General features: G+C 41.4%; 22 protein-coding genes, 6 tRNA genes and 1 other annotated feature. All 28 genes read left to right on the top strand.

Annotated elements, in window-relative coordinates:
- The first annotated feature begins 6 nt into the window (after positions 1-6).
- The 28 genes from tuf (at position 7) to DYE54_RS04835 (ending at position 24,174) form a co-directional block, all read left to right on the top strand.
- Positions 7-1,197, top strand: coding sequence for an elongation factor Tu (tuf, locus tag DYE54_RS04970; protein WP_115310204.1), 1,191 nt, complete (start codon positions 7-9; stop codon positions 1,195-1,197).
- 165 nt (positions 1,198-1,362) lie between these two features.
- Positions 1,363-1,573 (top strand) — a binding site (T-box leader).
- A gap of 177 nt (positions 1,574-1,750) precedes the next feature.
- Positions 1,751-3,193, top strand: a complete 1,443-nt coding sequence (locus tag DYE54_RS04965; RefSeq protein WP_115310203.1) for a sodium:solute symporter family protein — start codon at positions 1,751-1,753, stop codon at positions 3,191-3,193.
- Between the two features lie 375 nt (positions 3,194-3,568).
- Positions 3,569-4,114, top strand: coding sequence for a glutathione peroxidase (locus tag DYE54_RS04960; RefSeq protein WP_115310202.1), 546 nt, complete (start codon positions 3,569-3,571; stop codon positions 4,112-4,114).
- 294 nt (positions 4,115-4,408) lie between these two features.
- Entirely contained in the window at positions 4,409-6,148 is a 1,740-nt protein-coding gene (locus DYE54_RS04955) for a radical SAM protein (RefSeq protein ID WP_115310201.1), read from the top strand.
- 10 nt (positions 6,149-6,158) lie between these two features.
- Complete coding sequence (gene pgeF, locus DYE54_RS04950) at positions 6,159-7,019, top strand: peptidoglycan editing factor PgeF (RefSeq protein ID WP_115310200.1); 861 nt, start codon at positions 6,159-6,161, stop codon at positions 7,017-7,019.
- A 157-nt stretch (positions 7,020-7,176) separates the two neighbouring features.
- Entirely contained in the window at positions 7,177-7,863 is a 687-nt protein-coding gene (locus tag DYE54_RS04945; protein ID WP_115310199.1) for a YggS family pyridoxal phosphate-dependent enzyme, read from the top strand.
- A gap of 30 nt (positions 7,864-7,893) precedes the next feature.
- On the top strand, positions 7,894-8,382 hold the full coding sequence (locus tag DYE54_RS04940; RefSeq protein WP_115310198.1) for a cell division protein SepF: 489 nt from the start codon (positions 7,894-7,896) through the stop codon (positions 8,380-8,382).
- Between the two features lie 11 nt (positions 8,383-8,393).
- Complete coding sequence (gene proC / locus DYE54_RS04935) at positions 8,394-9,194, top strand: pyrroline-5-carboxylate reductase (RefSeq protein ID WP_115310197.1); 801 nt, start codon at positions 8,394-8,396, stop codon at positions 9,192-9,194.
- Positions 9,195-9,204: 10 nt separating this feature from the next.
- Positions 9,205-9,990, top strand: a complete 786-nt coding sequence (locus DYE54_RS04930; protein WP_115310196.1) for a YlmH family RNA-binding protein — start codon at positions 9,205-9,207, stop codon at positions 9,988-9,990.
- A gap of 13 nt (positions 9,991-10,003) precedes the next feature.
- A complete protein-coding gene (locus DYE54_RS04925) occupies positions 10,004-10,651 on the top strand; it encodes a DivIVA domain-containing protein (RefSeq protein WP_115310195.1) in 648 nt (215 codons plus the stop codon).
- A 180-nt stretch (positions 10,652-10,831) separates the two neighbouring features.
- Entirely contained in the window at positions 10,832-11,467 is a 636-nt protein-coding gene (locus DYE54_RS04920; protein ID WP_115310194.1) for a precorrin-2 dehydrogenase/sirohydrochlorin ferrochelatase family protein, read from the top strand.
- A complete protein-coding gene (gene hemA, locus DYE54_RS04915) occupies positions 11,436-12,722 on the top strand; it encodes a glutamyl-tRNA reductase (RefSeq protein WP_115310193.1) in 1,287 nt (428 codons plus the stop codon). Before DYE54_RS04920 ends, hemA begins: the two co-directional genes overlap by 32 nt.
- Positions 12,719-13,657 carry a hydroxymethylbilane synthase gene (hemC, locus tag DYE54_RS04910; RefSeq protein ID WP_115310192.1) on the top strand — a complete coding sequence of 313 codons (939 nt, stop codon included), beginning with the start codon at positions 12,719-12,721 and terminating at the stop codon, positions 13,655-13,657. The genes hemA and hemC overlap by 4 nt, the downstream gene beginning before the upstream one ends.
- Positions 13,654-15,174 (top strand): uroporphyrinogen-III C-methyltransferase, encoded by a 1,521-nt coding sequence (gene cobA / locus DYE54_RS04905; RefSeq protein WP_115310191.1) that lies wholly within the window; start codon positions 13,654-13,656, stop codon positions 15,172-15,174. The genes hemC and cobA overlap by 4 nt, the downstream gene beginning before the upstream one ends.
- A 95-nt stretch (positions 15,175-15,269) precedes the next feature.
- Positions 15,270-16,241 (top strand): porphobilinogen synthase, encoded by a 972-nt coding sequence (hemB, locus tag DYE54_RS04900; protein WP_115310190.1) that lies wholly within the window; start codon positions 15,270-15,272, stop codon positions 16,239-16,241.
- A 34-nt stretch (positions 16,242-16,275) separates the two neighbouring features.
- The gene (gene hemL / locus DYE54_RS04895; protein ID WP_115310189.1) at positions 16,276-17,565 is read left to right on the top strand and encodes a glutamate-1-semialdehyde 2,1-aminomutase; all 1,290 of its coding nucleotides are present in this window, start codon (positions 16,276-16,278) and stop codon (positions 17,563-17,565) included.
- A gap of 64 nt (positions 17,566-17,629) precedes the next feature.
- Positions 17,630-17,977 carry a hypothetical protein gene (locus tag DYE54_RS04890; protein WP_115310188.1) on the top strand — a complete coding sequence of 116 codons (348 nt, stop codon included), beginning with the start codon at positions 17,630-17,632 and terminating at the stop codon, positions 17,975-17,977.
- Positions 17,978-18,052: 75 nt separating this feature from the next.
- Entirely contained in the window at positions 18,053-19,405 is a 1,353-nt protein-coding gene (locus DYE54_RS04885; RefSeq protein ID WP_115310187.1) for an MATE family efflux transporter, read from the top strand.
- Between the two features lie 53 nt (positions 19,406-19,458).
- The gene (locus DYE54_RS04880; protein ID WP_115310186.1) at positions 19,459-20,322 is read left to right on the top strand and encodes a prephenate dehydrogenase; all 864 of its coding nucleotides are present in this window, start codon (positions 19,459-19,461) and stop codon (positions 20,320-20,322) included.
- Positions 20,323-20,331: 9 nt separating this feature from the next.
- Entirely contained in the window at positions 20,332-21,372 is a 1,041-nt protein-coding gene (cobT, locus tag DYE54_RS04875) for a nicotinate-nucleotide--dimethylbenzimidazole phosphoribosyltransferase (RefSeq protein ID WP_115310185.1), read from the top strand.
- Positions 21,369-22,433 carry a nicotinate-nucleotide--dimethylbenzimidazole phosphoribosyltransferase gene (locus tag DYE54_RS04870; protein WP_115310184.1) on the top strand — a complete coding sequence of 355 codons (1,065 nt, stop codon included), beginning with the start codon at positions 21,369-21,371 and terminating at the stop codon, positions 22,431-22,433. The genes cobT and DYE54_RS04870 overlap by 4 nt, the downstream gene beginning before the upstream one ends.
- A gap of 222 nt (positions 22,434-22,655) precedes the next feature.
- Positions 22,656-23,501 (top strand): nickel pincer cofactor biosynthesis protein LarC, encoded by an 846-nt coding sequence (gene larC, locus DYE54_RS04865; RefSeq protein WP_172460563.1) that lies wholly within the window; start codon positions 22,656-22,658, stop codon positions 23,499-23,501.
- A 159-nt stretch (positions 23,502-23,660) separates the two neighbouring features.
- Positions 23,661-23,735, top strand: a tRNA-Gly gene (locus DYE54_RS04860).
- Between the two features lie 7 nt (positions 23,736-23,742).
- A tRNA-Asn gene (locus tag DYE54_RS04855) sits at positions 23,743-23,818 on the top strand.
- A 34-nt stretch (positions 23,819-23,852) separates the two neighbouring features.
- Positions 23,853-23,927, top strand: a tRNA-Gln gene (locus DYE54_RS04850).
- 10 nt (positions 23,928-23,937) lie between these two features.
- A tRNA-Lys gene (locus DYE54_RS04845) sits at positions 23,938-24,013 on the top strand.
- A 4-nt stretch (positions 24,014-24,017) separates the two neighbouring features.
- Positions 24,018-24,092 (top strand) — tRNA-Glu (locus DYE54_RS04840).
- 6 nt (positions 24,093-24,098) lie between these two features.
- Positions 24,099-24,174 (top strand) — tRNA-Val (locus DYE54_RS04835).
- The last annotated feature ends 13 nt before the right edge of the window (positions 24,175-24,187 follow it).

Here is a 24,187-nt window from a genome sequence, read left to right as displayed (position 1 = left end):
ACTTCAATGGCAAAAGCAAAATTTGAACGTACTAAACCACATGTTAATATCGGTACTATCGGTCACGTTGACCATGGTAAAACAACTCTTACGGCAGCAATCACTAAAGTATTAGCTGAAGAAGGGAAAGCAGATTTCCAAGATTACAGCATGATCGACAAAGCTCCAGAAGAACGTGAACGTGGTATTACAATCAACACTTCTCACGTTGAATATGAAACTGAAACTCGTCACTATGCACACGTTGACTGCCCAGGCCATGCTGACTATGTTAAAAACATGATCACTGGTGCTGCTCAGATGGACGGCGCTATCTTAGTTATCGCTGCTACTGACGGCCCTATGGCTCAGACTCGTGAACACATCCTTCTTGCTCGTCAGGTAGGTGTACCAGCTATCGTTGTATTCTTGAACAAAGCTGACATGGTTGACGATGAAGAATTAATCGAATTAGTAGAAATGGAAGTTCGTGAACTTCTTTCCACGTATGAATTCCCTGGCGACGATGTGCCAATCGTTGTAGGTTCCGCTTTAAAAGCTTTAGAAGGCGACGAAAAATACGTAGCTAAAATTAAAGAATTGATGGACGCTGTTGATTCCTACATCCCAACTCCAGAACGTGACACTGACAAAACTTTCTTGATGCCAGTGGAAGACGTTTTCACAATCACTGGTCGTGGTACTGTAGCAACTGGCCGTGTTGAACGTGGCGAAGTTAAAGTAGGCGACACTGTTGAAATCGTTGGCTTGAAAGAAAAAGCTGAAAGCTATGTTGTAACAGGTCTTGAAATGTTCCGTAAAACATTGGACTCTGCAGTAGCTGGTGACAACGTTGGTGCTCTTCTTCGTGGTGTAGACCGCAAAGACATCGAACGTGGTCAAGTATTGGCTAAACCAGGTTCCATTCACCCACACACTAAATTCAAAGGTGAAGTTTACGTATTGACTAAAGAAGAAGGTGGCCGTCATACTCCATTCTTCTCCAACTACCGTCCACAGTTCTACTTCCGTACAACAGACGTAACGGGCGTTATCGAACTTCCAGAAGGTACTGAAATGTGTATGCCTGGTGATAACATCACTATGAGCATCGAATTAATCACACCAATCGCTATCGAAGCTGGTCTTCGTTTCGCTATCCGCGAAGGTGGCCACACAGTAGGCGCTGGTGTTGTTACTGAAATCATCGAAGGCTAATTTCGTGATGTAAGGAAACAATTATAAGCATATAGTTGTTAAAATTTGATGAGACACCGCTTGAGGATTACCTTGGGCGGTGTTTTTGATTATTTTAAAATTTGCACTTGACATGGACAAATGTTTTTCGTATAATGAGTTCAATCTTAAATGTGCTGAGCACAGATAAAAGTGATGATGAAAGAAAGTAGCTCTATATGGCATGCGCAGAGAGCCGTTGGTTGGTGTAAAACGGTGATGAGTATAGTGTGAAGTTCCTTTCTGAACTGCAAAGCTGAATGAGAGTAGGCTGAGCCGGCGTGGTTGTCGTTAGAAGAACTATGAGTTGGTCGATTCGAGATAATGAGGGTGGTACCGCGGATTTTCCGTCCCTTGGTGCTACGCTCTTTTTTTATTATCCAAAATCGTCAATGAGGGTGGTACCGCGATTCGTCATCGTCCCTTTTTAGAGGGGCGATTTTTTATTTCATATTTTGAGAGTGAAGAGAGTGTAGTTAAAAAGGCGGACGAGCCGGTGATAAGCCCCAATCACCACAGCGAAAGGAGCGAAAAAATGACTATTTCAACTGTGATTGTGGGGCTGTACGTGGTATTGCTCTTTGTAATTTCCTTAGCATCGCGTCGTTTAACAACAGGGAAAGCAGAAAACTATGTATTGGCTGGACGGCGAATGACAACACCGTTAATAACTGTGTCCATTGTAGGACTCGCGGTAGGTGGGGCATCCACCATTGGTGTAGCTGAACAAGCTTATATGAAAGGGATTTCTGCAGGCTGGTATACGGCAGCTTGGGGGCTTGGCGCAATCGTCATGGGACTTACGGTTGCTAAACGGTATCGCCGGTTGCAAATTACGACAGTGCCTGAGATGTTAGAACGCTATTATGACAAGAAAAGTCGTATTGCAGGCATTGTCATCCAAATTTTAGTGCAACTTTGTGTTATGAGTTTACAGTATGTGGCTGGGGGCACTATTTTAGCTGCTTTATTGCCAGAAGTATTTACAGTGACAACGGGTATGATTATGAGCGCTGTCGTTTTTATTGGGGTAACTATGATGGGTGGTATGTGGTCAGCCAGCATTTCTAATTTATTAAATGTTACGCTTAAATATATTGGCATTGCTGCGGCTGCTTATATGGCTGTTCATTTAATGGGGGGCACTGCTGCAGTAGAAGCACAAGCGCCTATGCCTCATATGTTTGATCTAGTTGAAGGGGTAGGGGGACTCACTATTTTAACTTGGATTGTTACTTTGATTACGGTGAATTTATCACTACAGAGCATTATTCAAATTTCCCTTGGCGCCAAAACAGTTGGTGTAGCCCGTAAAGGTTTTATTCTTGGTGGTTTAGTTATGCTTCCTATTGGCTTCGTAAGTGCTTATTTAGGCGTTATTGCTGCTGAATTATATCCAAACTTATCACCAGCGTTAGCATTGCCTAAATTGATTGTTTCTTTGCATCCGTTGCTAGCAGGTGTAACCTTGGCGGCTTTATGGGCGGCAGATGTAAGTACAGCTTGCAATTTATTGTTAAGCTCTGGTACTTTATTCTCGCAAGATATTTATAAGCGTTTCATCAATCCAAATGTAACGGATGAGCAATATACATTGATTACTCGTGTTGCTATTGTGGCGATGGGTTTATTGACATTTACCTTTGCCTTAACAATTAGCGGAATTATTGCTACTTTGATGCAGGGGTTAAGCTTAATGGCCGCGTTTGCTGTTATCGTGTTGATGACATTATTTGCGCCTAAGTATTGTAGTCGCATAGGGGCTTTTTATACATTAGTAGCGGCTGTAGTAACATTGGTTTTGTGGAACATAATGCCAGCTATTCGCATTGTGCCTCATGTTATTTACTTAGAGTGGATTGTATGTGCTGTAACGTTTGGTATATGTACATTAGTTAGTAAACGTTCTATTGTAGTCGACCAAGCGCTACAAGGTGAAACGTCTACAGAAAAGGGGATGGTTAATTCATTAAGTTAACATATAAATTGAGTGTACACTTAATTTATGGGGGATTTAATTGTAGGGATATTTAATAGTAAGGGTTATAATAAAGGCCATTTAGTTATAATTCGTTGGGCGTTGAGAAACCACGAGTTGTGACTGAATGGCTTTTTTGTTGTACGTTGTTAAAATTAAAATTCTGTTTTATTTTTTGAAGATTTTAGATAATTAGATTGTGTAAAATATAGTTGACAACAACTAAAATATTGTGTACAATTAAATCATCGAAAGAGAGATAACCGGTAACACTCGAAACATCGATTAGGAAGTATATGTATTAAGACGTAAATTACTAGATTCTTCTAGTTTTTTTGATAAAAATTTATTGGCAATAATAAAGGAGATTCTATCATGAGTGTATATGATTACAGTGTATTAGATAAAGCAGGTAAAGAAGTTAGTTTAAAAGAGTTTGAAGGTCAGGTGTTAGTGATTGCTAATACAGCTAGTAAATGTGGTTTTACACCACAATATGAAGGCCTAGAAGCTTTATATAAAGAATATAAGGAGCAAGGGTTCTCTGTGATTGCTGTGCCAGCTAATGAATTTTTAGAGCAAGAGCCAGGCTCTAATGAAGAAGTTCAGAGTTTTTGTAAATTAAATTATGGTGTAACATTCCCTGTAATGGGTAAAGCTGTAGTTCGAGGTGCTGGTGAAATTCCTTTATTCAAGTATCTAACTGGGCAACAGGGCTTTAAGGGGTTTAAAGGGGAAAAAGCTGATTTTATGAATAATTTCTTGCAAGAAAAATTCCCTGAATTTTTAGGCGATGATTCTATTAAATGGAACTTTACGAAATTCTTGATTAATCGTAAAGGAGACGTTATTGGTCGTTTTGAACCGACGGAAGAACCAGCAGCTATGGAAGAAGCGATTAAAGCAGCCTTGGCTGAATAAGCATAGCTGAATACATATATATATTTCCGTCTTTGGCCGTTCACATAGATGAGTTTTATAAAATAACATATTGATAATCATGAGTATTAAAGAGCATTCTTACAGGTTTGGAGAGTGCTCTTTTTAGTTTCTCTGTACAAATCTGTGTTCATCTGCATTGATCTATATTCACTCGTGTTCATCTGTGTTGAGCTATATTATTTATATTTATCTATATTTATCTATATTTATCTATATTAGGGTTTCGTGTTATAATTAATAATTAAGATGTTGATTGCTCAAGGAGGTTGTGCCGTGACAAGAAATGATATATTAAATGGCTTACAATCGCTTCGAGCGAAAGAAGTAAGTCGAATTGAAAGCAATCCTCACAAACCATTTAAAGTGGGGTTAGTATACCCAAATACATATTTTGTAGGTATGAGTAATTTGGGATTACAAATTATTTATGAAGAAGTCAATCAAAGAGAAAGTAGCTGTGGTGAACGCTATTTTTTACCACCTAATTCTGAATTGCGTGATTATGAAAAGCATCGGTTACCATTGATGAGTGTAGAAACACAGCGCCCTTTAAATGAGTGTGATGTTATTGGCATTGACATTACGTTTGAAATGGATTATTTCAATATTCCCGTGCTTTTAAAATTAGGTCGTGTGCCGGTAAAACGAATCCATCGCATTGAACGTGATCCGATTGTTATTGCCGGTGGCCCTTGCGCTACTTTTAATCCAGAACCTATATCAGATTTTATCGATGCCTTTATTATTGGTGAAGGGGAAGAACTGGTTTCTCGTGTATTAGATGTGATTGAACAGGGGCGTAATGAACAGTGGCTACGGTCAGATATTTTAATAGCTTTAAGTAAAGTAGGTGGTGTGTATGTGCCGGCTCTATATGAACCGCAATTTGATGAAGCGGGGCAATTTGTGGGATACACATTTTCTGAAACACAAGCCAATGATGTGCCTAAGGTAACACGTCATTGGAAATCTCTTGATACTGTGGGGGAAACAGTTATTGTTACTGATTTTACGGAATTTGGCGCTATGTATATTGTAGAGGTAGCTCGCGGTTGTGGACGACATTGTCGTTTTTGTATGGCTGGTTATTGTTACCGCACACCTCGAGTTCGTCGCCTTGATCTTCTGAAAGAAGGTGTTGACAGAGCGGCTGCTTTGAATAAAAAGGTGGGGCTTATGGGGGCCGCAATTTCGGATTATCCAGATATTGATGAACTAGTAACTTATATTCGTTCTAAAGGGCTTCGTTATTCGTGTGCTTCACTCCGAGCGGACTCATTAACACAAGCTGTTGTTGATGGCTTAGCCGCTAGTGGACAGCAAACAATTACCATTGCGCCAGAAGCTGGTAGTGACCGGTTGCGTCGTGTTATTAATAAAGGAATCTCTAATGAGGATATGGCAAAGGCTGTGAAATTGGCGGCTAAAGCAGGAATTCCTCACATTCGCTTATATATTATGGTAGGCTTACCTACGGAAACTGATGAGGATATATTGTCCATAGTAAGCATGGCTGAGGACGTGTATAGTTATATGCAAGAAGCGGGCTGTAAAGGACGGTTAACTCTAAGTATAAACCCTTTTATTCCTAAGCCTTTTACGCCATTCCAATGGATGCCTATGGCTCATCAAAAAGAAGTGACTAAGAAATTGAATACGATTAAAAAAGCATTAAGTAAAAATCGTCGTATTGAAGTCCTCGTTGAATCGCCCAAAGAAGCATATATTCAAGGAGTGCTGGCTCGTGGTGATCGTCGGTTAGGAGATATAATCTTAGCTGCGGTTGAAGCGGGTGGACCTAAACAATTTAAACGAGCTTGTAGCGAGTTTCATTATGACATGGAAGGTGCTTTATATACGGAACGAGGGCTCGAAGATCCATTGCCGTGGGATATGTTAGATATGCAATTAGCCGATGGATATTTAGCGGCGGAATGGAGGCGTAGTTTGACAGAAGTTTATACAGCGCCTTGTCAGGTTGGCTGTAAGCGTTGTGGCGTTTGTGTGGGATGAGGTGAAACGTATGGCACGACAGAATAGAACGGTAATTCGTGAAGGGGGCGGCTTTCCCGGTCGACCTTTTGAATTTGAAGCCGCTACGGCACTCACTGGATTTCCTCTTATGCATGGTGTCACGCGTCGCTTTGGAGGCGTTTCTAAAAAGCCATTTGACTCTTTTAATCTGGGCCTTCATGTAGGCGATGATATAGAAGGTGTATGGGAAAATCGTAGGCGATTAGCTAAGCATTTGCGGGTAGGACCTGAAATGTTAACGTGTGCTCAGCAAGTTCATGGTGTTCAAATTTCAGAAGTGACGCAAGATAAGGTGGGAGCGGGCGCATTTCAGATGGATAAAGCAATTCCTGATAGTGATGCTTTGTTTACGAATCTAATTGGTGTGCCGTTACTCTTGCTGGTTGCTGATTGTGTGCCAGTGTTAGTGTATGATCCAAATCATCATGCAATGGCGGTGATTCATGCTGGCTGGCGTGGGACTATTGGGCATGTACCAGTACTTACCTTGGAAGCTATGGGAAATGCTTATGGTACAAAGCCGGAAGAATGCTATATTTATTTGGGACCATCGATTCAATATACGTCCTTTGAAGTGAGTGAAGAGTTGGCGGATACATTTAGAAAAGCCTCACGTATTCCAGATCAAATTGTAGGGTATCGATATCGAGCGGACAAAGGAATTCAAACGCCAAGAGTTAACCTACAACAATTTATAGTACAAGATTTACGCTATCTAGGCGTGCCTTTACAGCAGATTACTGTATCTGCTACAGATAGTATGACAGCACCAGCTTGCTATTCCTATCGCCGAGAATATGGGAAAACGGGGCGTATGGCTCTGTTTGCTATGTTGACTGAGCGTAGATGAAAATAAATGAAAATAGCTTAAAAATAACCGTAATATATACAGTGTTTCTCATATTTTCATTGGCATTTTATCTAAAGTATTATATAATATTATCGCATGAAAGTAATTTTTTGACATGCACTGACAAGTGTTAGCTGGTGCATATAGGGGGTAGGCTATGATAAAAGATGCGTTAGAAGCTGTGCAAAAGCGTATGCAAGAAGCTATGGCACAAGCTGGTCGAACAGACTCAGTGACGCTCATAGCAGTGACTAAAAACCATCCTGTGACAGCGGTGGAAACGGTGGCTCAATTAGGGGTTCTGACAGTGGGTGAGAACCGCGTACAAGAAGCAAAGGAAAAGATTTTGACCTATAACGGACCAGAACTAGAATGGCATTTAATCGGCCATTTACAAGTGAATAAGGTTCGGCAAGCAGTGCCACTATTTTCCTTGATACACTCTGTTGATAGCAAAAAGCTACTAGATGAAATAAATAAAGTAGCCACAAAATGTAATAAAGTGCAAGATATTTTATTACAGGTTAATGTGGCGCGAGAAGCAAGTAAATCGGGGTTGACGGTGGAAGACTTTCCAGAAGTGCGCGATTATGCGAAGACATTGCCAAATGTCAGAGTAAGAGGGTTGATGTGTATGGCGCCTTTTTTTGAAAATCCGGAAGAAGCTCGTCCTATTTTTCGAGTAGCCCATGCACTTTATGAAGATATGAAATCTCAATTCCCAGACGGACAGATTTCCTATTTATCGATGGGGATGACCCATGACTTTGAAGTGGCTTTAGGAGAAGGCGCGAATATGATTCGCGTTGGCACCGCAATTTTTGGTAACCGAGTATATAATTAATAGCTTAGCGCAATGTAGGAGGGTTTATAAATGAGCTTAAATTGGAATAGCATTAAAAATATGTTTTTTACAACCAACGCGGCCGATTATGATGAAGAAGAATATGAAGAGAACTTAGGTCCCGATTATGATGAGCCGGCACAACAAGCCCCTCAAACTAATTCTACCAGTTCCGCATTTCGTCCAGCAAAAACAGGAGGATATAACACCGTGGCACAGCGTCCTAATGCAATGAAAGTAGTAATTGTTGAACCAACTGTATTTGAAGATTCTGAAAAAATTACGAATGAACTTCGTGATATGCGTCCTGTAGTTATCAATTTTGAAAAAACTGATGCTCATGAAGCGGCTCGTATTGTAGACTTCGTAAGTGGTGCAACTTTTGCGTTGGATGGCAAATTAGAAAAGATTGGGAAAGATATTTTCATTTGTGTGCCTGTTAATGTAACTGTTGATTATAACGATAAGAGCTATAATGATTTGTCGGAACAATTTGCTTGGAAAGAACCACAAATTTAATAGGAGCTAGTATGTTAGGACAGATTCTATTCGTGGGAGCCGGAGCCATGGGAGGCGCTATATTGCGTGGCGCCTTGCAGGCCGGTTTACTGGAACCAAAACAAGTACAGGTGCTTGTTAGAACAGAGGCTAGTGCACATGCTTTGCGAACTGAATTAGGTGTAAATGCCAGTGTTGAGATGCCTAATTTGAGCAAACTTAATACGATTATTTGGGCTGTCAAACCACAAGTTTGGCCTCAAGTTGTTCCGCAATTTCAAGCTATTCCAGCGGGTACAACTTGTTTGTCTGTAGCTGCGGGTATTAATTTAGCTACCCTAGAAACAGCGTTGCCACAAGCCTCTTGGTATCGAGCTATGCCAAATACACCGGTAGCTGTAGGCGCTGGTTTAACGGCCGTATCTGTAGGAACTAAAGGGACCGATGAAGCTACGGAAGCTTTTACTAAGCTATTTGGAGCTATTGGGGAAGCTGTTGTTGTTTCAGAGGCTGATCTTGAACGATTGACAGCGGTTTCTGGGTCTGGGCCGGGCTATGCCTTTGTGATTATGGATGCTTTGGCTGATGCTGGTGTACGCCTTGGCTTAACACGTTCGTTGGCGATTAAAGCAGCGGCCTATACGTTGTTTGGCGCTGGTAAAATGGCTCTTGAAACGGGGACTCATCCCGCTATTTTAAGAGATCAGGTGACTTCGCCAGGAGGCACAACAATTGCTGGTATTGCAGCTATGGAAAAAGTGGGTCTTCGTACGGCCATGCAAGAAGGCGTAGTAGCTTGTTATGAACGCTCCTTTGAGTTAAGCAAGAAATAAAGGAGGATTTGTGAAAGATAAAGAAAAATTAATTCGTTATTTTGAAGCATCTGGTAATGGTGAAGAAGCACGACGCATGCTTGATTTAGCAGAACAAGTGGTGGCCGGTAAGCCATTTCGCGTGACAGAATTTATGTCGCCTGCAGGACTTATCATTGCAGATGCGATTAAAGCCAATCTACCGCAATTGCGTGTAGAATTTGGTGGTGGCTATGAAGGAGCCGAGCGCATACGGGTTGCATTTGTAGCGGAAGATTTTCAAGGTACCGTTGATTTAGGCGTTAGCGCCTTAAAGGTATCCTGGGATCCGCGGTTCCGATTGTTAACACATCGTGATGTGTTGGGCTCGCTCATGGGTTTGGGTGTTGAGCGTACTAGTTTTGGTGATATTATCATGCAAACTGGTGGGGCTCAGTTGATTGTTGATTCAGCTATGGCTGAGTATGTAAAACAAAATTTTACTAAAATCGCCATGGTATCCGTATCGGTAGAGGATATGGAGTTAGCTGAGATTCAGCCAAAAGAAGAAAAAATTAAAGAAATACGCACTACGGTAGCTTCATTGCGTTTAGATGCTGTCGCATCATCTGGCTTTAGTGTATCTCGCACTAAAGTAGTTAGCTCTATTAATGCAGGTTTAGTTCAAGTTAATTGGCAGCCTGCTAAGGGGCCAGCGCAAGAAGTGAAAGAAGGAGATATTATATCTCTTCGTGGTCGTGGACGGATGAAGATTGAGGCCATCACAGGCACATCTCGTAAAGGACGTATTGGGGTCTATCTCAAACGTTTCATGTAATAGGAGGTAAGCTATGATTACACCAATGGATATTCACAATAAAGAGTTTGAAACAGGCTTTCGTGGGTATGATAAGGATGCTGTTAATGCGTTTATGGCTGAATTAGTTCATGACTATGAAACACTTTATCGTGATAATCGTGAAATGACAGACAAAATTGAGCAGTTGGAAAAACGCATTGCCCAATACGAACAGATGGAAGCGACTATGAATAATACATTAGTATTAGCACAAGAGACGGGTGAAAATGTTAAAAATGCAGCTCGTAAAGAAGCGGACCTTATTATTCAGGAAGCAGAACAACAGCGTAAACAGATTTTAGAAGAGGCAGAACGTAGCTTGCGAGAAGGTCAAGAAAAATATTCTATTATTCGTAATGAAGTGGCTGTATTTAAAGCCCGTATGGAATCTATTTTGAATTCTCAATTACAGATGTTAGAAGGTTGTGTACTTGGTGATAGTTCAGTACCGGTAGAATCCGTTGATATTGATGAAGTATTGGCTGCGGTAGCAGAAGATAATTCGACTATTCATGACAATGCTGGCGTTGATCAAGTGGTTCTTGATGCTAATGCAGCTGCTGAAGCAGCCGATAGTGAGAGCGAGGAAGTCCAATCCGAGTCTGAGGGTAATCAGACGGAGGCAGACTCCCAAAAATAAGTGTATATTGCATATGGCGTATCAATCGGCTTGATCTTATATCAAGCCGTTTTTGGTATGAGGAACTTATGAAAAATATTCATAGCTTATAGGGTTTTACCTATCCATGTTAGCAGTGAATCATTGGTTAGCAGTGAATCATTATATGGATTATGTACCTCTATAGGAAGCGAGGATGACATGATTACAATGGCGCTACGCTTAGCCGGGAAACGCTGTGTCGTTATCGGTGGAGGCCCAGTAGCGGCTCGGCGAATCGCTTTATTTTTAGCCGAGCAAGCTAAGATTACCGTAGTAAGTCCTAGGGTAACGCCTGAGATTGAGGCGTTAGCCAATTCCGGACAAATTATTTGGCACCCGCAGCCTTATTCAGAAACAGTGGATTTAGAGGCTGATTTTGTGTTATTGGCGACTAGTGATAGTCAACTAAATGAGCAGGTAGCGCAGCGAGCCAGAAGTTTTGGGGCATTAGTCAATCGGGCGGATAATCGAGATGATTGTGATTTTACCTTCCCTGCTAGTGTAGATATAGGTGATTTACAATTTGCGATTTTTACGGGCCGTGTGAGTCCACGCCTAAGTCGTTTAATGAAACAAGATTTACTAAAACGATATAAACCTGTGGCAGACATATTGCCTGCATTTAAGAAGTTACGACGAGAAGTACGACAATTGTTACCAACGCCAGCAGAGCGTGAAACATTCTGGCAGACCTACCTTGGTGAGGAACAGTTGGCGATGATTATAGATGGTAAATGGAAACGTGTGGAGGAGATACTAAACAATGCAATTAGTAGTATTAGGATTAAACCATAGAAGCGCACCCGTTAACGTGCGTGAAGTGTTTTCCTTTGATAAATCTGAAGTGGGGGATGCTTTAAATCATGTGTACGAACATGAACAAGTAGCCGAGTGTGTACTGTTATCAACTTGTAATCGTACTGAATTATATGCCGTATTAGACGATGTAGCGAAACCCAAAGAATTTATGCTTCATTTATTACAGCATTTAAAAGGCTGTGAAGATATGCATATTGAAGATGATTGGTTCTTTGTCTACGAAGGCCGTGATTTGTTAGCTCATTTATTTAATGTAGCTTCTAGTCTTGATTCACTAGTGCTAGGTGAAGGGCAAATTTTAAGTCAATTAAAAGTTGCTTATATTACAGCCTATAGTCGTGGCTTGACAGGTCCAATTTTTAATATTATATTTCAACGAGCCATTAGTGTAGGGAAGAAAGTACGTACCCAAACAGGGATTGCCAATACACCGGTATCGGTAAGTTATGCCGCTGTTAATCTAGCTGAAGACTGCTTGACTAAGCCTATGGCTGAGGCCAAGGTTCTTGTTCTGGGCGCTGGTGAAATGAGTGAATTAACAGCCACTCATTTGCAATCTAAAGGGGTAAAAAGTATTTTTGTATCAAACCGCACATATCATAAAGCCGAATTATTGGCTAAACGCTTTGGTGGGGAAGCGATTCAATTTGACAAGTTTATTGAGCAAGCCAAAGAAGCCGATATTTTAATTACGTCTACAGGAGCGCCTCATTATATTATTGGACCTGAAGAAGCGGCCAAGATTGCGGCTAATCGTAAGGGAAATCCAATTGTGATGATTGATATTGCCGTACCACGTGATATTGATCCAGACGTTTCAGATATTAAAGACGTATATTTGTTTAATATTGACTCTTTAGAAAGTGTAGTAGAAGCGAATAAACATCAGCGTGAATTAGAAGCAGAAAAAGCGAAACCAATTATTTCTGAAGCCATTGAAGAATTAGAAGAAAAATTAGGTTATTTGTCGGTACGGCCGATGATGGTGTTATTAAGTGATAAAGCCGAACGCATTCGTAAGCGTGAACTACATAGAGCGTTAGCTAAATTGCCAGATGCTGATGATAGATTGCGCAAGATTATGGATAATATGAGTCGTATGATTGTCCGCAAATTGTTGCGTGATCCGATGATTCGTTTTGGTGAAGTGGCCGGTAAAGACGAAGAGAATGAATACTGGAAATTATTCCATGATATGTTTGACCTAGCAAAGGAGAGAAAATCCTTATGAGAGACGTAATCCGTATTGGTACACGAAGTAGTGCCTTAGCTTTGTGGCAAGCTGAATTTGTAGGGGCAGAATTACAACGTTTATTTCCTGGCTGTCAGGTTGAACTGGTGCATCATAGCACTAAAGGGGATCGCATTTTAGAAAAGCCATTAGCTGAAATTGGTGGTAAAGGGTTATTCACTGAAGAATTGGAAGCGTCAATGCGTGAAGGCTCAATTGATATTGCAGTTCATAGCTTGAAAGATATGCCGACTGATTTACCAGCGGGACTTACGCTAGGGGCTATTACGAAACGAGAGGTGCCTTGTGATGCCCTTGTTTCACCAAAATATAAGACCTTAGATAAATTGCCCCAGGGCGCCAAAGTGGGAACGAGTAGTTTACGTCGACAAGCACAATTATTGCACCATCGTCCTGATTTACAGATTAATGTACTACGAGGGAATGTACAGACTCGTTTACGTAAATTGGAAGATGAAAATTTTGATGCTATCGTGTTAGCACAAGCCGGCCTTAAACGATTGGGGTTAGCGGATCAAATTACACAGGTATTTACAGCGGATGAGTTAATTCCAGCTGTCGGTCAAGGGGCATTAGCTATTGAATGCCGCAGTGATGACGAAGAAATGTTAGCCATGCTAGCTAAGCTTAATGATGAAAACACTATGTGGTGTACGCGCGGGGAACGAAGCTTTTTACGGCAGTTGCAAGGGGGCTGTCAGGTACCAATGGGAGTACATGGTACGATTCATAAAGGACAATTAACCTTAAAAGCTATTATTGCATCCTTAGATGGTAAAAATTGTTACGAAGGGGAAATGACAGGCCCTAAACAAACGGCAGAGATTATTGGTCGTAATTTAGCAAAAGCACTCTTCGAAGAAGGGGGCAAACATATTATTGAAGAGTTAGTTCAGGAGGGAATTTTGCAATGACCGGTATCGTATATTTAATTGGTGCAGGACCAGGGGACTATAAATTAATTACTGTAAAGGGCCGTGAGTGCATAGAAAAGGCCGATGTAATTGTATATGACTATTTAGCTGATGAACATTTGCTTCGTTGGGCACGGCCTGATGCAGAATTGATTTATGCAGGAAAGCAATGTAAGCATCATACGCTACATCAATATGAAATTAACGAATTGCTTGTGAAATTTGGCAAAGAAGGTAAAATTGTAGCACGCCTTAAAGGTGGCGACCCACTTATTTTTGGGCGTGGTGGCGAAGAAGCGCTTGAACTCGTTAAAGCAGGCGTACCTTTTGAGTTTGTACCAGGTGTTACCTCTGGTATTTCAGCGCCCGCGTATGCAGGCATTCCGGTTACTCAACGAGCTATGGCGACATCCTTTGCTATTGTAACGGGGCATGAAGATCCAACTAAAAATGAGTCTGGTATTAATTGGGAAGGGCTTGCCACCTCAGTTGATACGATTAGCTTTGTTATGGGCATTGGTAATTTACCTATGATTTCTCAGAAACTTATGGAATATGGTCGTCCTAAGGACACACCGGTAGCTGTTATTCGTTGGGGCACCAAACCAATTCAAGAAACGCTTATTTCTACATTGGAAACAGTGGCTGATGATGTCAAAAAAGCAGGGATTAAACCGCCATCTATTATTACCGTGGGGGACGTAGTTAATTTGCGTGAGTCCTTACGGTGGTTTGATAACAAGCCATTATTTGGTAAAACGATTATGGTGACACGCGCTCGTTCTAAGGCGAGTGTTTTAAGTGAACAATTAGAAGCATTAGGCGCTAATGTGATTGAAGCGGCGGCTATTAAGACACAGGCGTTACCATTAGAGAAAAAAACGGAAGATGTTTTATTACAGGCCCATAGTTTTAAGACTGTTATTTTTACTTCCGCAGAAGGGGTACGTTATTTCTTTAAAGCTTTACAAACTATGGGGAAAGATAGTCGTGTGTTAGGACAGGCTAAATTGTGTGCGATTGGCAGTGCTACTGCTAAAGCCTTGCACGATAAAGGCTTGTTGGCGGATATTGTACCAGCCGATTATAAAGGCGAATCCGTTGTTAAAGCTTTGCGCCCCATACTAAAGGAAGGGGATAAAGTTTTACTTATTCAACCTAAAGTAGCGCGCAAAGTGATTTATAATGGGCTAACTGAAGGCGGCATTGATGTGACGGTAGCTCGCTTATATGAGACCTTGGTAGATGAATCTCAAGCAGTTACCTTACAAGAGGCTTTACAGTCTGATACAGTAGATTACATTACCTTTACTAGCTCTTCAACGGTAACTAATACGTTGAAACTATTAGGTGAAGAGGGTAAAGAGTTACTTAAAAAAGCTAAGGTCACTTGTATTGGACCGATTACAGCAGCCACTTGTGTGGAACAGGGTATTGAGCCAGATTTAATTAGCGATACTTTTACTATTCCAGCTATGGTAGCGATGATTCAAGCTGATGCAGCGAACAATAATTAATATGATACTGAGGCTACTTCTTAATCAGAGGTAGCCTTATTGGTAAATTCGTACTACAATAGTAGGTAGTATTAAAATAAAGGAGACGAGGATTTATGGTAGACTTAACTTATCGTCCGCGCCGTTTGCGGACAACACCAGCTATGCGTGCGTTAGTACAAGAAACAACACTTCAAGTAGAGGATATGATTTATCCATTATTTGTTGTGCCAGGGACTGGTGTTAAAGAAGAGATCCCATCGTTACCTGGACAATATCATTTATCTGTTGATGAAGCTGTTAAAATGGCCAAAGAAGCTCATGAACTTGGGATTTTAGGTGTTGAAATATTTGGTATTCCTACTTATAAAGATGAACAAGGTTCATCTGCTTGGGATATGGAGCAACCTGTACAACAAGCGATCGCGGCGATTCGTAAAGAAGTACCTGAATTAATTGTAGTTGGTGATGTATGCTTATGCCAATATACGTCCAGTGGTCATTGTGGTATGATTGATCACCATGAAATTTTAAATGATGAAACGTTGCCTTTATTAGGTAAAGTCGCTGTTAGTCAAGCAAAAGCAGGGGCACAGATGGTAGCACCGTCTGATATGATGGATGGACATATTGCCTATTTACGTCAAAGCTTGGATGAAGCTGGGTTTAATAATGTATCCATTATGAGTTATGCCTCTAAATACGCCAGTGCATATTATGGTCCATTCCGTGATGCTGTTCATTCAGCCCCTGAATTTGGTGACCGTAAAAGCTATCAGATGGATCCAGCGAACCGTTTAGAATCTTTGCGTATGATTGAACGCGATATTTGTGAAGGGGCTGACATTATTATGATTAAACCAGCTCTTTCCTATTTAGATATTGTGCGGGAAGCTCGCGATAACTTTGACTATCCATTAGCTGTATATAATGTAAGTGGTGAATACGCTATGGTTAAAGCGGCAGCCGCTCAGGGCTTAGTTGATGAAAAGCGAATTGTATTAGAAACTTTATTATCTATGAAACGTGCTGGCGCTAAGATTATTATTACATACCATGCTCTTGATGTAGCGCGTTGGTTGCGATAAGATACACTGTTGTTAATACCATAAGGAGAGAATTATGTATACGTTAGAAAAATCGAAGCAAGCCTTTCTTGAGGCAAAGGCTTATATGCCGGGCGGTGTTAATAGTCCGGTCCGTTCCTATCGTAGTGTAGGCTCTGAACCACCTTTTATTAGTTCAGCGGCTGGTGATCGTATTTATGATATTGATGGCAATGAGTACATTGATTATGTGTTATCTTGGGGACCTATGATTTTAGGTCATGCTAAATCAGAAGTAGTGGCAGCCTTGCAAGAAGCCGTACTTCGTGGTACTAGTTATGGGGCACCTACCTTATTAGAAACAGAAGTGGCGAAGAAAATTCAAGCTTTTATGCCTCATATGGAAATGGTGCGCATGGTTAACTCTGGCACAGAATCGACTATGAGTGCGTTACGTGTTGCTCGTGGCTACACGGGGCGTGATAAGATTGTAAAATTTATTGGCTGTTATCACGGTCATAGTGATTGTTTATTAGTAAAAGCCGGTTCAGGCCTTGCAACCTTTGGTGTGCCTGATAGTCCTGGCGTACCGGCTGGCGTGGCTGCTGATACATTGACAGTGCCTTATAATGACATTGAAGCGATTCGTGATTTATTCCAAAAAGAAGGTCATGCTATTGCAGCCGTTATCGTAGAACCAGTGGCTGGCAATATGGGCTGTGTGCCACCAGTACCGGGCTTTTTGGAAACATTGCGTGAACTTACGACGGCTCATGGCGCATTACTCATTTTTGATGAAGTTATGTGTGGCTTTAGAGCAAGTTCTGGTGGAGCTCAGAAAAAATATGGTATTAAGCCTGATTTAACTTGTTTAGGTAAAATTGTAGGCGGTGGCTTACCAATGGCTGTATTTGGGGGCTCTCGTGAAATCATGAATCATGTAGCGCCAGCAGGCCCAATTTATCAAGCTGGTACATTGAGTGGTAATCCGATTGCCATGACGGCTGGCCTTGCAACTCTTAGTATTTTACAGCAAGATCCAACGGTATTTAAACGTATTGAACAAGCTACAGATATGCTTTGCGAAGGCTTACGTGAACGGGCTGCTAAGTATAATATTCCCGTACAAGTACAATCGGTGGGCTCTATGTTTACTTTATTCTTTAGTGATAAGCCAGTATTAAACTTTGATGATGCATCGGCTTGTGATATGGAAGCCTTTAAAAAGTTCTTCCATTATAATTTAAGTCATGGCATTTATTATGCACCAAGTCAGTATGAAAGCAATTTCATGTCTGCTATGCATTCGCCTCAGGATATTGAGAAAACATTAGCTGTTGCAGAGGAAGCGTTTGCAACTTTATAGTAGTGTCATAGGGCGCCTAGCCAATGAGTTGGGCGCTTTACTTTCATAAATAGGAGAGACAACAATGACGGAGTTAACCCCAGAAACTTTGGAGGCAGCACGTAAAAGTTTACAAGAGTGTTTGAGTGAAAGTGTAGTTCCTCGTGAATATTGGGATGAGATTGCTCATTGGTTAGAAGCTACCCATGTAGAGAATTTATTTTTAGTAGGTCGTGATGCGATTGGTGCTTGGTGGGCTGCTAAAGAAGTGCGTAAGCTAGGGTTTGCTATTAATTTTGCTAAAAGTGGCTGCATGCCTGGCAATTGGTTCCCAGAAGGTGAAAATTGGGACGTAGCACAGGCTAATGCAAAATATAAACTTGTAGCCGATTGGCAGTGTTTAATTGATCACGAAGCACTTAGTAAAATCTAATCAAGCAAGGCTTGAGATATAAAGCATGTAGTGATTGAGAAGTAAAGGGTGAGAATTAAAAGTTGAGGTTGATGCATGAAATCCTTTAAAAAGAGCGCCAGCTTATCGGTCGTTTCATTAAGCTGGCCAATTTTTATCGAAATTTTCTTACAAATGCTGATTGGTAATATTGACCAGTTTATGATGAGTCATTATTCCCAAGAAGCCGTTGCGGCTGTAGCGAATGCGAATCAGATTATGAACATTTTTATCATGCTGATTATTGTTATGAGTACAGCAAGCACAATTTTAATTGCCCAGTATTTAGGGGCGAAAAATCCCGATAAAATTAATGAAGTAACAACCGTAAGCATTGCTTTTAATTTTGTGTTTAGCTCTTGTGCCGCAGCGTTTATTTTGGTGGCTCATAGGACTTTATTTCAATGGTTGGGTGTACCTGATGAAATTATGGATGACACAAGTTTGTATATGACAATAGTGGCTTGTAGTATTCCTATTACAGGTATTTATACAGCGTTTGTAGCTACATTTAGAGGTTTTTCGTTACCAATCATTACTATGTGTGTAGCTTTTGTAATGAACGTAATCCATATTTTAAGTAATTTAGTATTAATCTATGGTTGGGGGCCAATCCCGTCTCTAGGTGTATTAGGTGTTTCCGTTTCTACGGCTGTAAGTAAAGGAATTGGGTTAGCACTTATTTATTATTTATTCCGTACCCAATTATCTGTGAAATTATCTTGGGCCTATCTGAAACCATTCCCGAAAGAAACTTTGAAACGACTCCTTCATATTGGGGTGCCATCAGGTGGTGAAACCTTATCCTACCAATTGTCGCAGACCACGATTATGAAGATGGTTAATATCTTTGGGATTGTAGTTATTAATACAAAAGTATATGCCTATATTATTTCTATGTTTTGCTACATGTATACGATCGCGCTGGCTAATGCAGCCCAGATTATTGTAGGGTTCTTAGTAGGGGCTAATCGGGAGAATGAAATATCGTCGCGGGTATGGCATACGATGTGGCTAGGTATGGCAATAAGTGTGGGTTTATCGACTACGTTTTACCTATTAAGTGATTATATATTTGCTTTCTTTACATCGGATCAGGAAATTATATCCTTAGGTAAAACAATCTTGTTTATTGAAATCTTTTTAGAAATTGGTCGCTCTGTGAATATTATTATGGTACAATGTTTGCAGGCTGCCGGTGATATCCGGACGCCAATGATTGTAGGAATCTTTGGTATGTGGCTCTGTGCTGTTAATTTGTCCTATGTCCTAGGTATATGGCTAGGTTGGGGCTTAATCGGTATTTGGATTGCTATGGCCATTGATGAAGGTGTGCGCGCGATTATTTTTGTATGGCGTTGGCACAGTGGTAAGTGGAAGAACCGCAAGCTTATTGAAGAGCCTGCGTAGTAGGGAGTTTGGTGAAGCATTTGTTTCACAAGGCTCAAGGAAGGAAGAACGTTATGAAACGGACAGTAGGAATTATTGGACTTGGTCTATTAGGTGGTTCATTAGCAAAAGGATTGGCGTTGCATCCCGATTATGAGGTAATCGGGTATGCACGGCGCTCACATATAGGCGCTCAGGCTATGGCGGATGGGGTTGTTAAGGCAGCGTATACGGAAGCTCGAGCAGTGGTGGAGCAGGCCGATATATTAGTATTCGCCTTACCACCTGACACAAATGCGAGGCTGTTTGAGGAGTTAGCTCCTTATATACAGCCTCGCACTCTTATAACTGATGTGTCCAGTACAAAGGTTAATTTTGCTCGTACAGTGAAACAATATATACCGATGGGAGCTCATTTTGTATCGATTCATCCCATGGCTGGTTCTGAAAAAGGCGGTTATGCTATGGCACAGGCCGATTTATTTAAAGGTTGCACTTGGATTGTATTAACTGATGAGTCTGAGCCGAGTTGGAGTGAAGCGGGCGCCCAAGAACTCGTTGCTATGGGTGAATATTTAGGCGGCCGTGTAGAACAAATTGCGATGAAGGATCATGATGGTTTTATGGCGACGGTGAGCCATATGCCTCATACAGTAGCCGCTATGATTGCAACTTTAGCAGGTGGTGATGCGCACGGTGCTTTGCGCCTTCGGCTGGCAGCCGGTGGTTTCAGAGATATTACGCGGGTAGCTGGTGGCAATCCAGCTATGTGGCGTGAAATTATTACGAGTAATCGCCAAGAAGTGGTGAGAGCATTATCACAATTAGAAGAGCAAATATTACATATTAAAAATTTACTTTTGACCTCAGATGATGATACACTAGAGACGTATTTGAAAATCGCCAAAACAATTCGCGATGACTTTTCCCACTTATAGGAGGATATGATGGGCTTATTTGAAGAGACTTGTAAAAAAATTACCCCTAAGGATACGAGTATTGGGGAAGCAGTACAAGCGGTATGGGATCGGGAAACACCCTATGGTAGCTATGGTAAATTAGTGGATATGGTAAAACAATATGCCATGGTAACACGGCAAGTATCGCCAACAATTCCTAAGCGGTGCATGATTATTGCAGCGGCTGATCATGGTGTGGCTGAAATGGGCGTAAGCGCCTATCCTATTGATGTAACCGTAGGCATGACGCAAAATTATTTAATTCCTAAAGGAGCAGGTGCGAATGCATTAGGCAACTATTGTGGTACTGATATGGAAGTCGTGGACGTAGGAATCAAAGCGGATATGACTTGGGTGCCAGGCTTACGCCACAATAAAATTCGGATGGGCACACGTAACTTTTTAAAAGAACCAGCCATGACCAAAGAAGAATGTATTAAAGCCATGGAAGTAGGGATTGCTCTCGTCAATGAAAAGGTAGCAGAAGGATATAATGTATTCCTTGTTGGTGAAATGGGCATTGCTAATACTACGGCAAGTGCGGTTATGACCGCCAAATTTGCCGGTATTACGGCTGAACAGGCGACTGGTCGTGGTACAAATATTTCAGACGAACGTCTAAAAGTAAAACAAAAGGTCGTTCATGATGCATTGGTAAAATATGCCGATATTGATCAAAACGATGGCCTTGGTATTTTACATTCCGTAGGAGGCTTAGAGTTTGCTTGCATTACGGGTATTATATTAGGGGCTGCGGCTGCTCATGCTATGGTTATTATTGATGGTTTTAATACAACAGCCTGTGCCTTAGTGGCTCATACAATGGCACCAGCTAGTATGGACTATGTAATGGCGTCTCATTTATCGGCTGAAAAAGCACATGTACAAGCCTTAAAAACGTTAGGCTTAGAAGCGTATGTTAATCTTGGGCTTTGTTTAGGTGAAGCCTCAGGTGGCTCTATTCAGATGGGGATGTTAGACTTAGCCATTCGCATGTATCAAGAATTAGAAGGAGGGCACCAGGCATGAGAGAGTTTACGATTCAACCATTAAACGAAGCGTGCATGGAGGCATGCCAACTTCGCGTAGATAATTTAACTAAGCCAATTTATAGTTTGGCACAATTAGAGAAAATTGCTGTTCGTTTGGCAGGCATTTATAATGTGGAACAACCAAACCATATTAAAAATGGTGTTATCGTTTTTGCTGGTGATACAGCGGTTGATGGCAAGCAAAATCTGACGAAGGGTGAAGAAAGTTTACGAGCAGTAACCCGTCTTGGCAGTGGCCATAGTGCTACGGAAGCGGCCGCTAAAAAACTAGACGCCACTGTATATACGGTAGATGTGGGCTTGGAACAGGCTACTGATACCGTAGCAGGTGTCAGTAATAAAAAAGTAGCCAATGGTGCTAAGTTCTTTGGTAAAGGACCGGCTATGACAGTAGAAACTATGGAGAAAGCCTTAGAAGTAGGGTTTGCTATGGCTGAAGAGCTAGCCAATAAAGGTGTTCAGGCCGTTGCTCTTGGTAATGTAGGCGAACGGGCTTTATTAAGTGCTTTAGCGGTGACAGCTGCCATTACACAATATCCAATGACAGAATTGTTAACGGATAATGAATGCACGTTGTCTATTCAAGAAAAAGCAGAGCGCTTGACCGCTACCTTAGCCCGTTATGAATTAAGTCCAGCACAGCCATTAGTCGTGCTTCAACATGTAGGTTCGCTTGAAATAGCGGCTATGGTAGGCTTTTATTTAGGCGCCGCTGTTAATCGCTTAGCCGTTGTCTTTGACAATGCAGTAACAGGTGCTGCTCTATTAGTAGCGCGTGCTATTAATCCGTCTGTTATGGATTTTGTGTTCCAGTCTGCAGCTTATAATGAACCCGTTCACAAAGCACAGATGAAATTTTTAGGGATTAGTCCTTATTTATATTATAATCTTGAAATGGATGAAGCCTTAGGCTCTGTTATGGGCTTATCTGTTGTAGATGCAGCCCTTCACATGCTAAATGATATGAAAACTTTTGGTGAAGCTACTGTAACTGTGGCCGAAGATGGTCCTGGTAATAAACGCCAAGATGGTCGTTAAGAATTATTTAGATGAGTCGTTAGTTATATAGGTACGTGAGTTACTGGCAAACACGCAGGAAATACTAGACCGTGTTTGCCAGTCTTGTTAATAGCTAATATTAATTTTAGGAATGATTATGTGAGTGACTTATTTCTAATATATAGCGATTTATTTCTGATATATAGCGATTTATTTTTAGTATAATTAGAGAAATATGAGAGTTTGAGATGAGGAATGAGTATGAGTAAGTATTTGTATGGTCTTTGTACTTCTGGCATAAGTGGCAATATGATGATTGGGGCTCTTTTAGATTATGGGGTACCCTTTGCCTATTTACAGGAAGCTCTACAACCACTAGGACTTAGTGATTTTGAGTATCTTTGTGAGTCTGATGAAAAATTGGGCGTAAAAGGTACATATTTTGATGTAAAGCTACTTAATCATACGAAGCCTCGTTGGTTTAATCCGTTGACTTGGCATAGCCATAAAGGTCGTCGCAATTATCCTGAAATTAAAGCGCTGATTGAAAGCGCACCATTAAGTCCTTGGGTAAAGGAAAAGGCATTAGCCGCTTTTTTGAATTTAGGTAAGGCTGAAGCTAAGGTGCATGAAACGACTCTTGAAAAAGTACATTTCCACGAAGTGGGGGCCATTGATTGTATCATAGATATCGTAGGGACTATGTGTTGTTTAGAATATTTAGGGGTAACTGGTATCATTTTTTCACCGCTCCATGTAGGACAGGGCAAGGTACGGTGTGATCATGGCTTAATGGATATACCCACACCGGCTACGGCAGCGTTACTTGAAGGCTATCCTACCTATGTAACACCTGTTAAAGGTGAACTAGTTACACCGACAGGTGCTACTTTGGTTAAGACTTTGACAGTAAATACAGTTATGCCTACGGCTAAAACAGTTGATCCTACATCTGAAAGTAATTCCTACGATTTAGCATCTGAAACGATGATGCAAGAAACGGTTATGGCCATGATGGAACAAGCCGATACGGCTACTAAAAAGGGGATAGGCCTTGGGTCGATGGATTTACCAATTCCTAATGTGTTTACGCTGTTTGAAATGTAAAAATTTTGCCAATATTTTTTTACAAAAGTGTTGACAGAGACTAGGTATGTCTGTTATTATTATTAAGCGGTCAGGGACAAGACACTTTGAATGGTGTCAAGTTAAAAAATATCTTGACAAAATATCGTTAACGGTGTAGAATTGTTTCTGTTGTGAAATGCGGAAATAGCTCAGTGGTAGAGCACCGCCTTGCCAAGGCGGGGGTCGCGAGTTCGAATCTCGTTTTCCGCTCCACTTTCATTCCTCGATAGCTCAGTCGGTAGAGCAATCGGCTGTTAACCGATCGGTCGTAGGTTCGAGTCCTACTCGGGGAGCCATTTTATTAACACAGGCTTGGTCCTTTGTATAGATAGGGGTATCGCCAAGCGGTAAGGCAACGGACTCTGACTCCGTCATTCAAAGGTTCGAATCCTTTTACCCCTGCCATTTTTTACATGACTCACTAGCTCAGTTGGCAGAGCACCTGACTTTTAATCAGGGTGTCCCGCGTTCGAGTCGCGGGTGAGTCACCATTTTGGCCCGTTGGTCAAGCGGTTAAGACACCGCCCTTTCACGGCGGTATCGGGGGTTCGATTCCCCCACGGGTCACCAACATATGGACGATTAGCTCAGCTGGGAGAGCGCCTGCCTTACAAGCAGGATGTCGGCAGTTCGATCCTGTCATCGTCCACCAAATCATAAAAAAG

Origin of the sequence: Veillonella criceti (genome assembly GCF_900460315.1) — a bacterium.
Lineage (GTDB): Bacteria > Bacillota > Negativicutes > Veillonellales > Veillonellaceae > Veillonella_A > Veillonella_A criceti.
Note: the sequence above shows the minus strand (reverse complement) of the source record. Positions and strands in the feature narration are given on the sequence as shown.

Bases quoted from the DNA above. Each gene is read 5' to 3' on its own strand.
- tuf (WP_115310204.1), top strand. From the start codon at position 7: ATGGCAAAAGCAAAATTTGAACGTACTAAACCACATGTTAATATCGGT.
- hemC (WP_115310192.1), top strand. From the start codon at position 12,719: ATGAGAGACGTAATCCGTATTGGTACACGAAGTAGTGCCTTAGCTTTG.
- DYE54_RS04920 (WP_115310194.1), top strand. From the start codon at position 10,832: ATGATTACAATGGCGCTACGCTTAGCCGGGAAACGCTGTGTCGTTATC.
- DYE54_RS04965 (WP_115310203.1), top strand. From the start codon at position 1,751: ATGACTATTTCAACTGTGATTGTGGGGCTGTACGTGGTATTGCTCTTT.
- DYE54_RS04940 (WP_115310198.1), top strand. From the start codon at position 7,894: ATGAGCTTAAATTGGAATAGCATTAAAAATATGTTTTTTACAACCAAC.
- cobT (WP_115310185.1), top strand. From the start codon at position 20,332: ATGGGCTTATTTGAAGAGACTTGTAAAAAAATTACCCCTAAGGATACG.
- cobA (WP_115310191.1), top strand. From the start codon at position 13,654: ATGACCGGTATCGTATATTTAATTGGTGCAGGACCAGGGGACTATAAA.
- DYE54_RS04890 (WP_115310188.1), top strand. From the start codon at position 17,630: ATGACGGAGTTAACCCCAGAAACTTTGGAGGCAGCACGTAAAAGTTTA.
- hemB (WP_115310190.1), top strand. From the start codon at position 15,270: ATGGTAGACTTAACTTATCGTCCGCGCCGTTTGCGGACAACACCAGCT.
- DYE54_RS04925 (WP_115310195.1), top strand. From the start codon at position 10,004: ATGATTACACCAATGGATATTCACAATAAAGAGTTTGAAACAGGCTTT.
- DYE54_RS04885 (WP_115310187.1), top strand. From the start codon at position 18,053: ATGAAATCCTTTAAAAAGAGCGCCAGCTTATCGGTCGTTTCATTAAGC.
- DYE54_RS04960 (WP_115310202.1), top strand. From the start codon at position 3,569: ATGAGTGTATATGATTACAGTGTATTAGATAAAGCAGGTAAAGAAGTT.
- proC (WP_115310197.1), top strand. From the start codon at position 8,394: ATGTTAGGACAGATTCTATTCGTGGGAGCCGGAGCCATGGGAGGCGCT.
- DYE54_RS04870 (WP_115310184.1), top strand. From the start codon at position 21,369: ATGAGAGAGTTTACGATTCAACCATTAAACGAAGCGTGCATGGAGGCA.
- hemL (WP_115310189.1), top strand. From the start codon at position 16,276: ATGTATACGTTAGAAAAATCGAAGCAAGCCTTTCTTGAGGCAAAGGCT.
- larC (WP_172460563.1), top strand. From the start codon at position 22,656: ATGAGTAAGTATTTGTATGGTCTTTGTACTTCTGGCATAAGTGGCAAT.
- DYE54_RS04880 (WP_115310186.1), top strand. From the start codon at position 19,459: ATGAAACGGACAGTAGGAATTATTGGACTTGGTCTATTAGGTGGTTCA.
- DYE54_RS04945 (WP_115310199.1), top strand. From the start codon at position 7,177: ATGATAAAAGATGCGTTAGAAGCTGTGCAAAAGCGTATGCAAGAAGCT.
- pgeF (WP_115310200.1), top strand. From the start codon at position 6,159: ATGGCACGACAGAATAGAACGGTAATTCGTGAAGGGGGCGGCTTTCCC.
- hemA (WP_115310193.1), top strand. From the start codon at position 11,436: ATGCAATTAGTAGTATTAGGATTAAACCATAGAAGCGCACCCGTTAAC.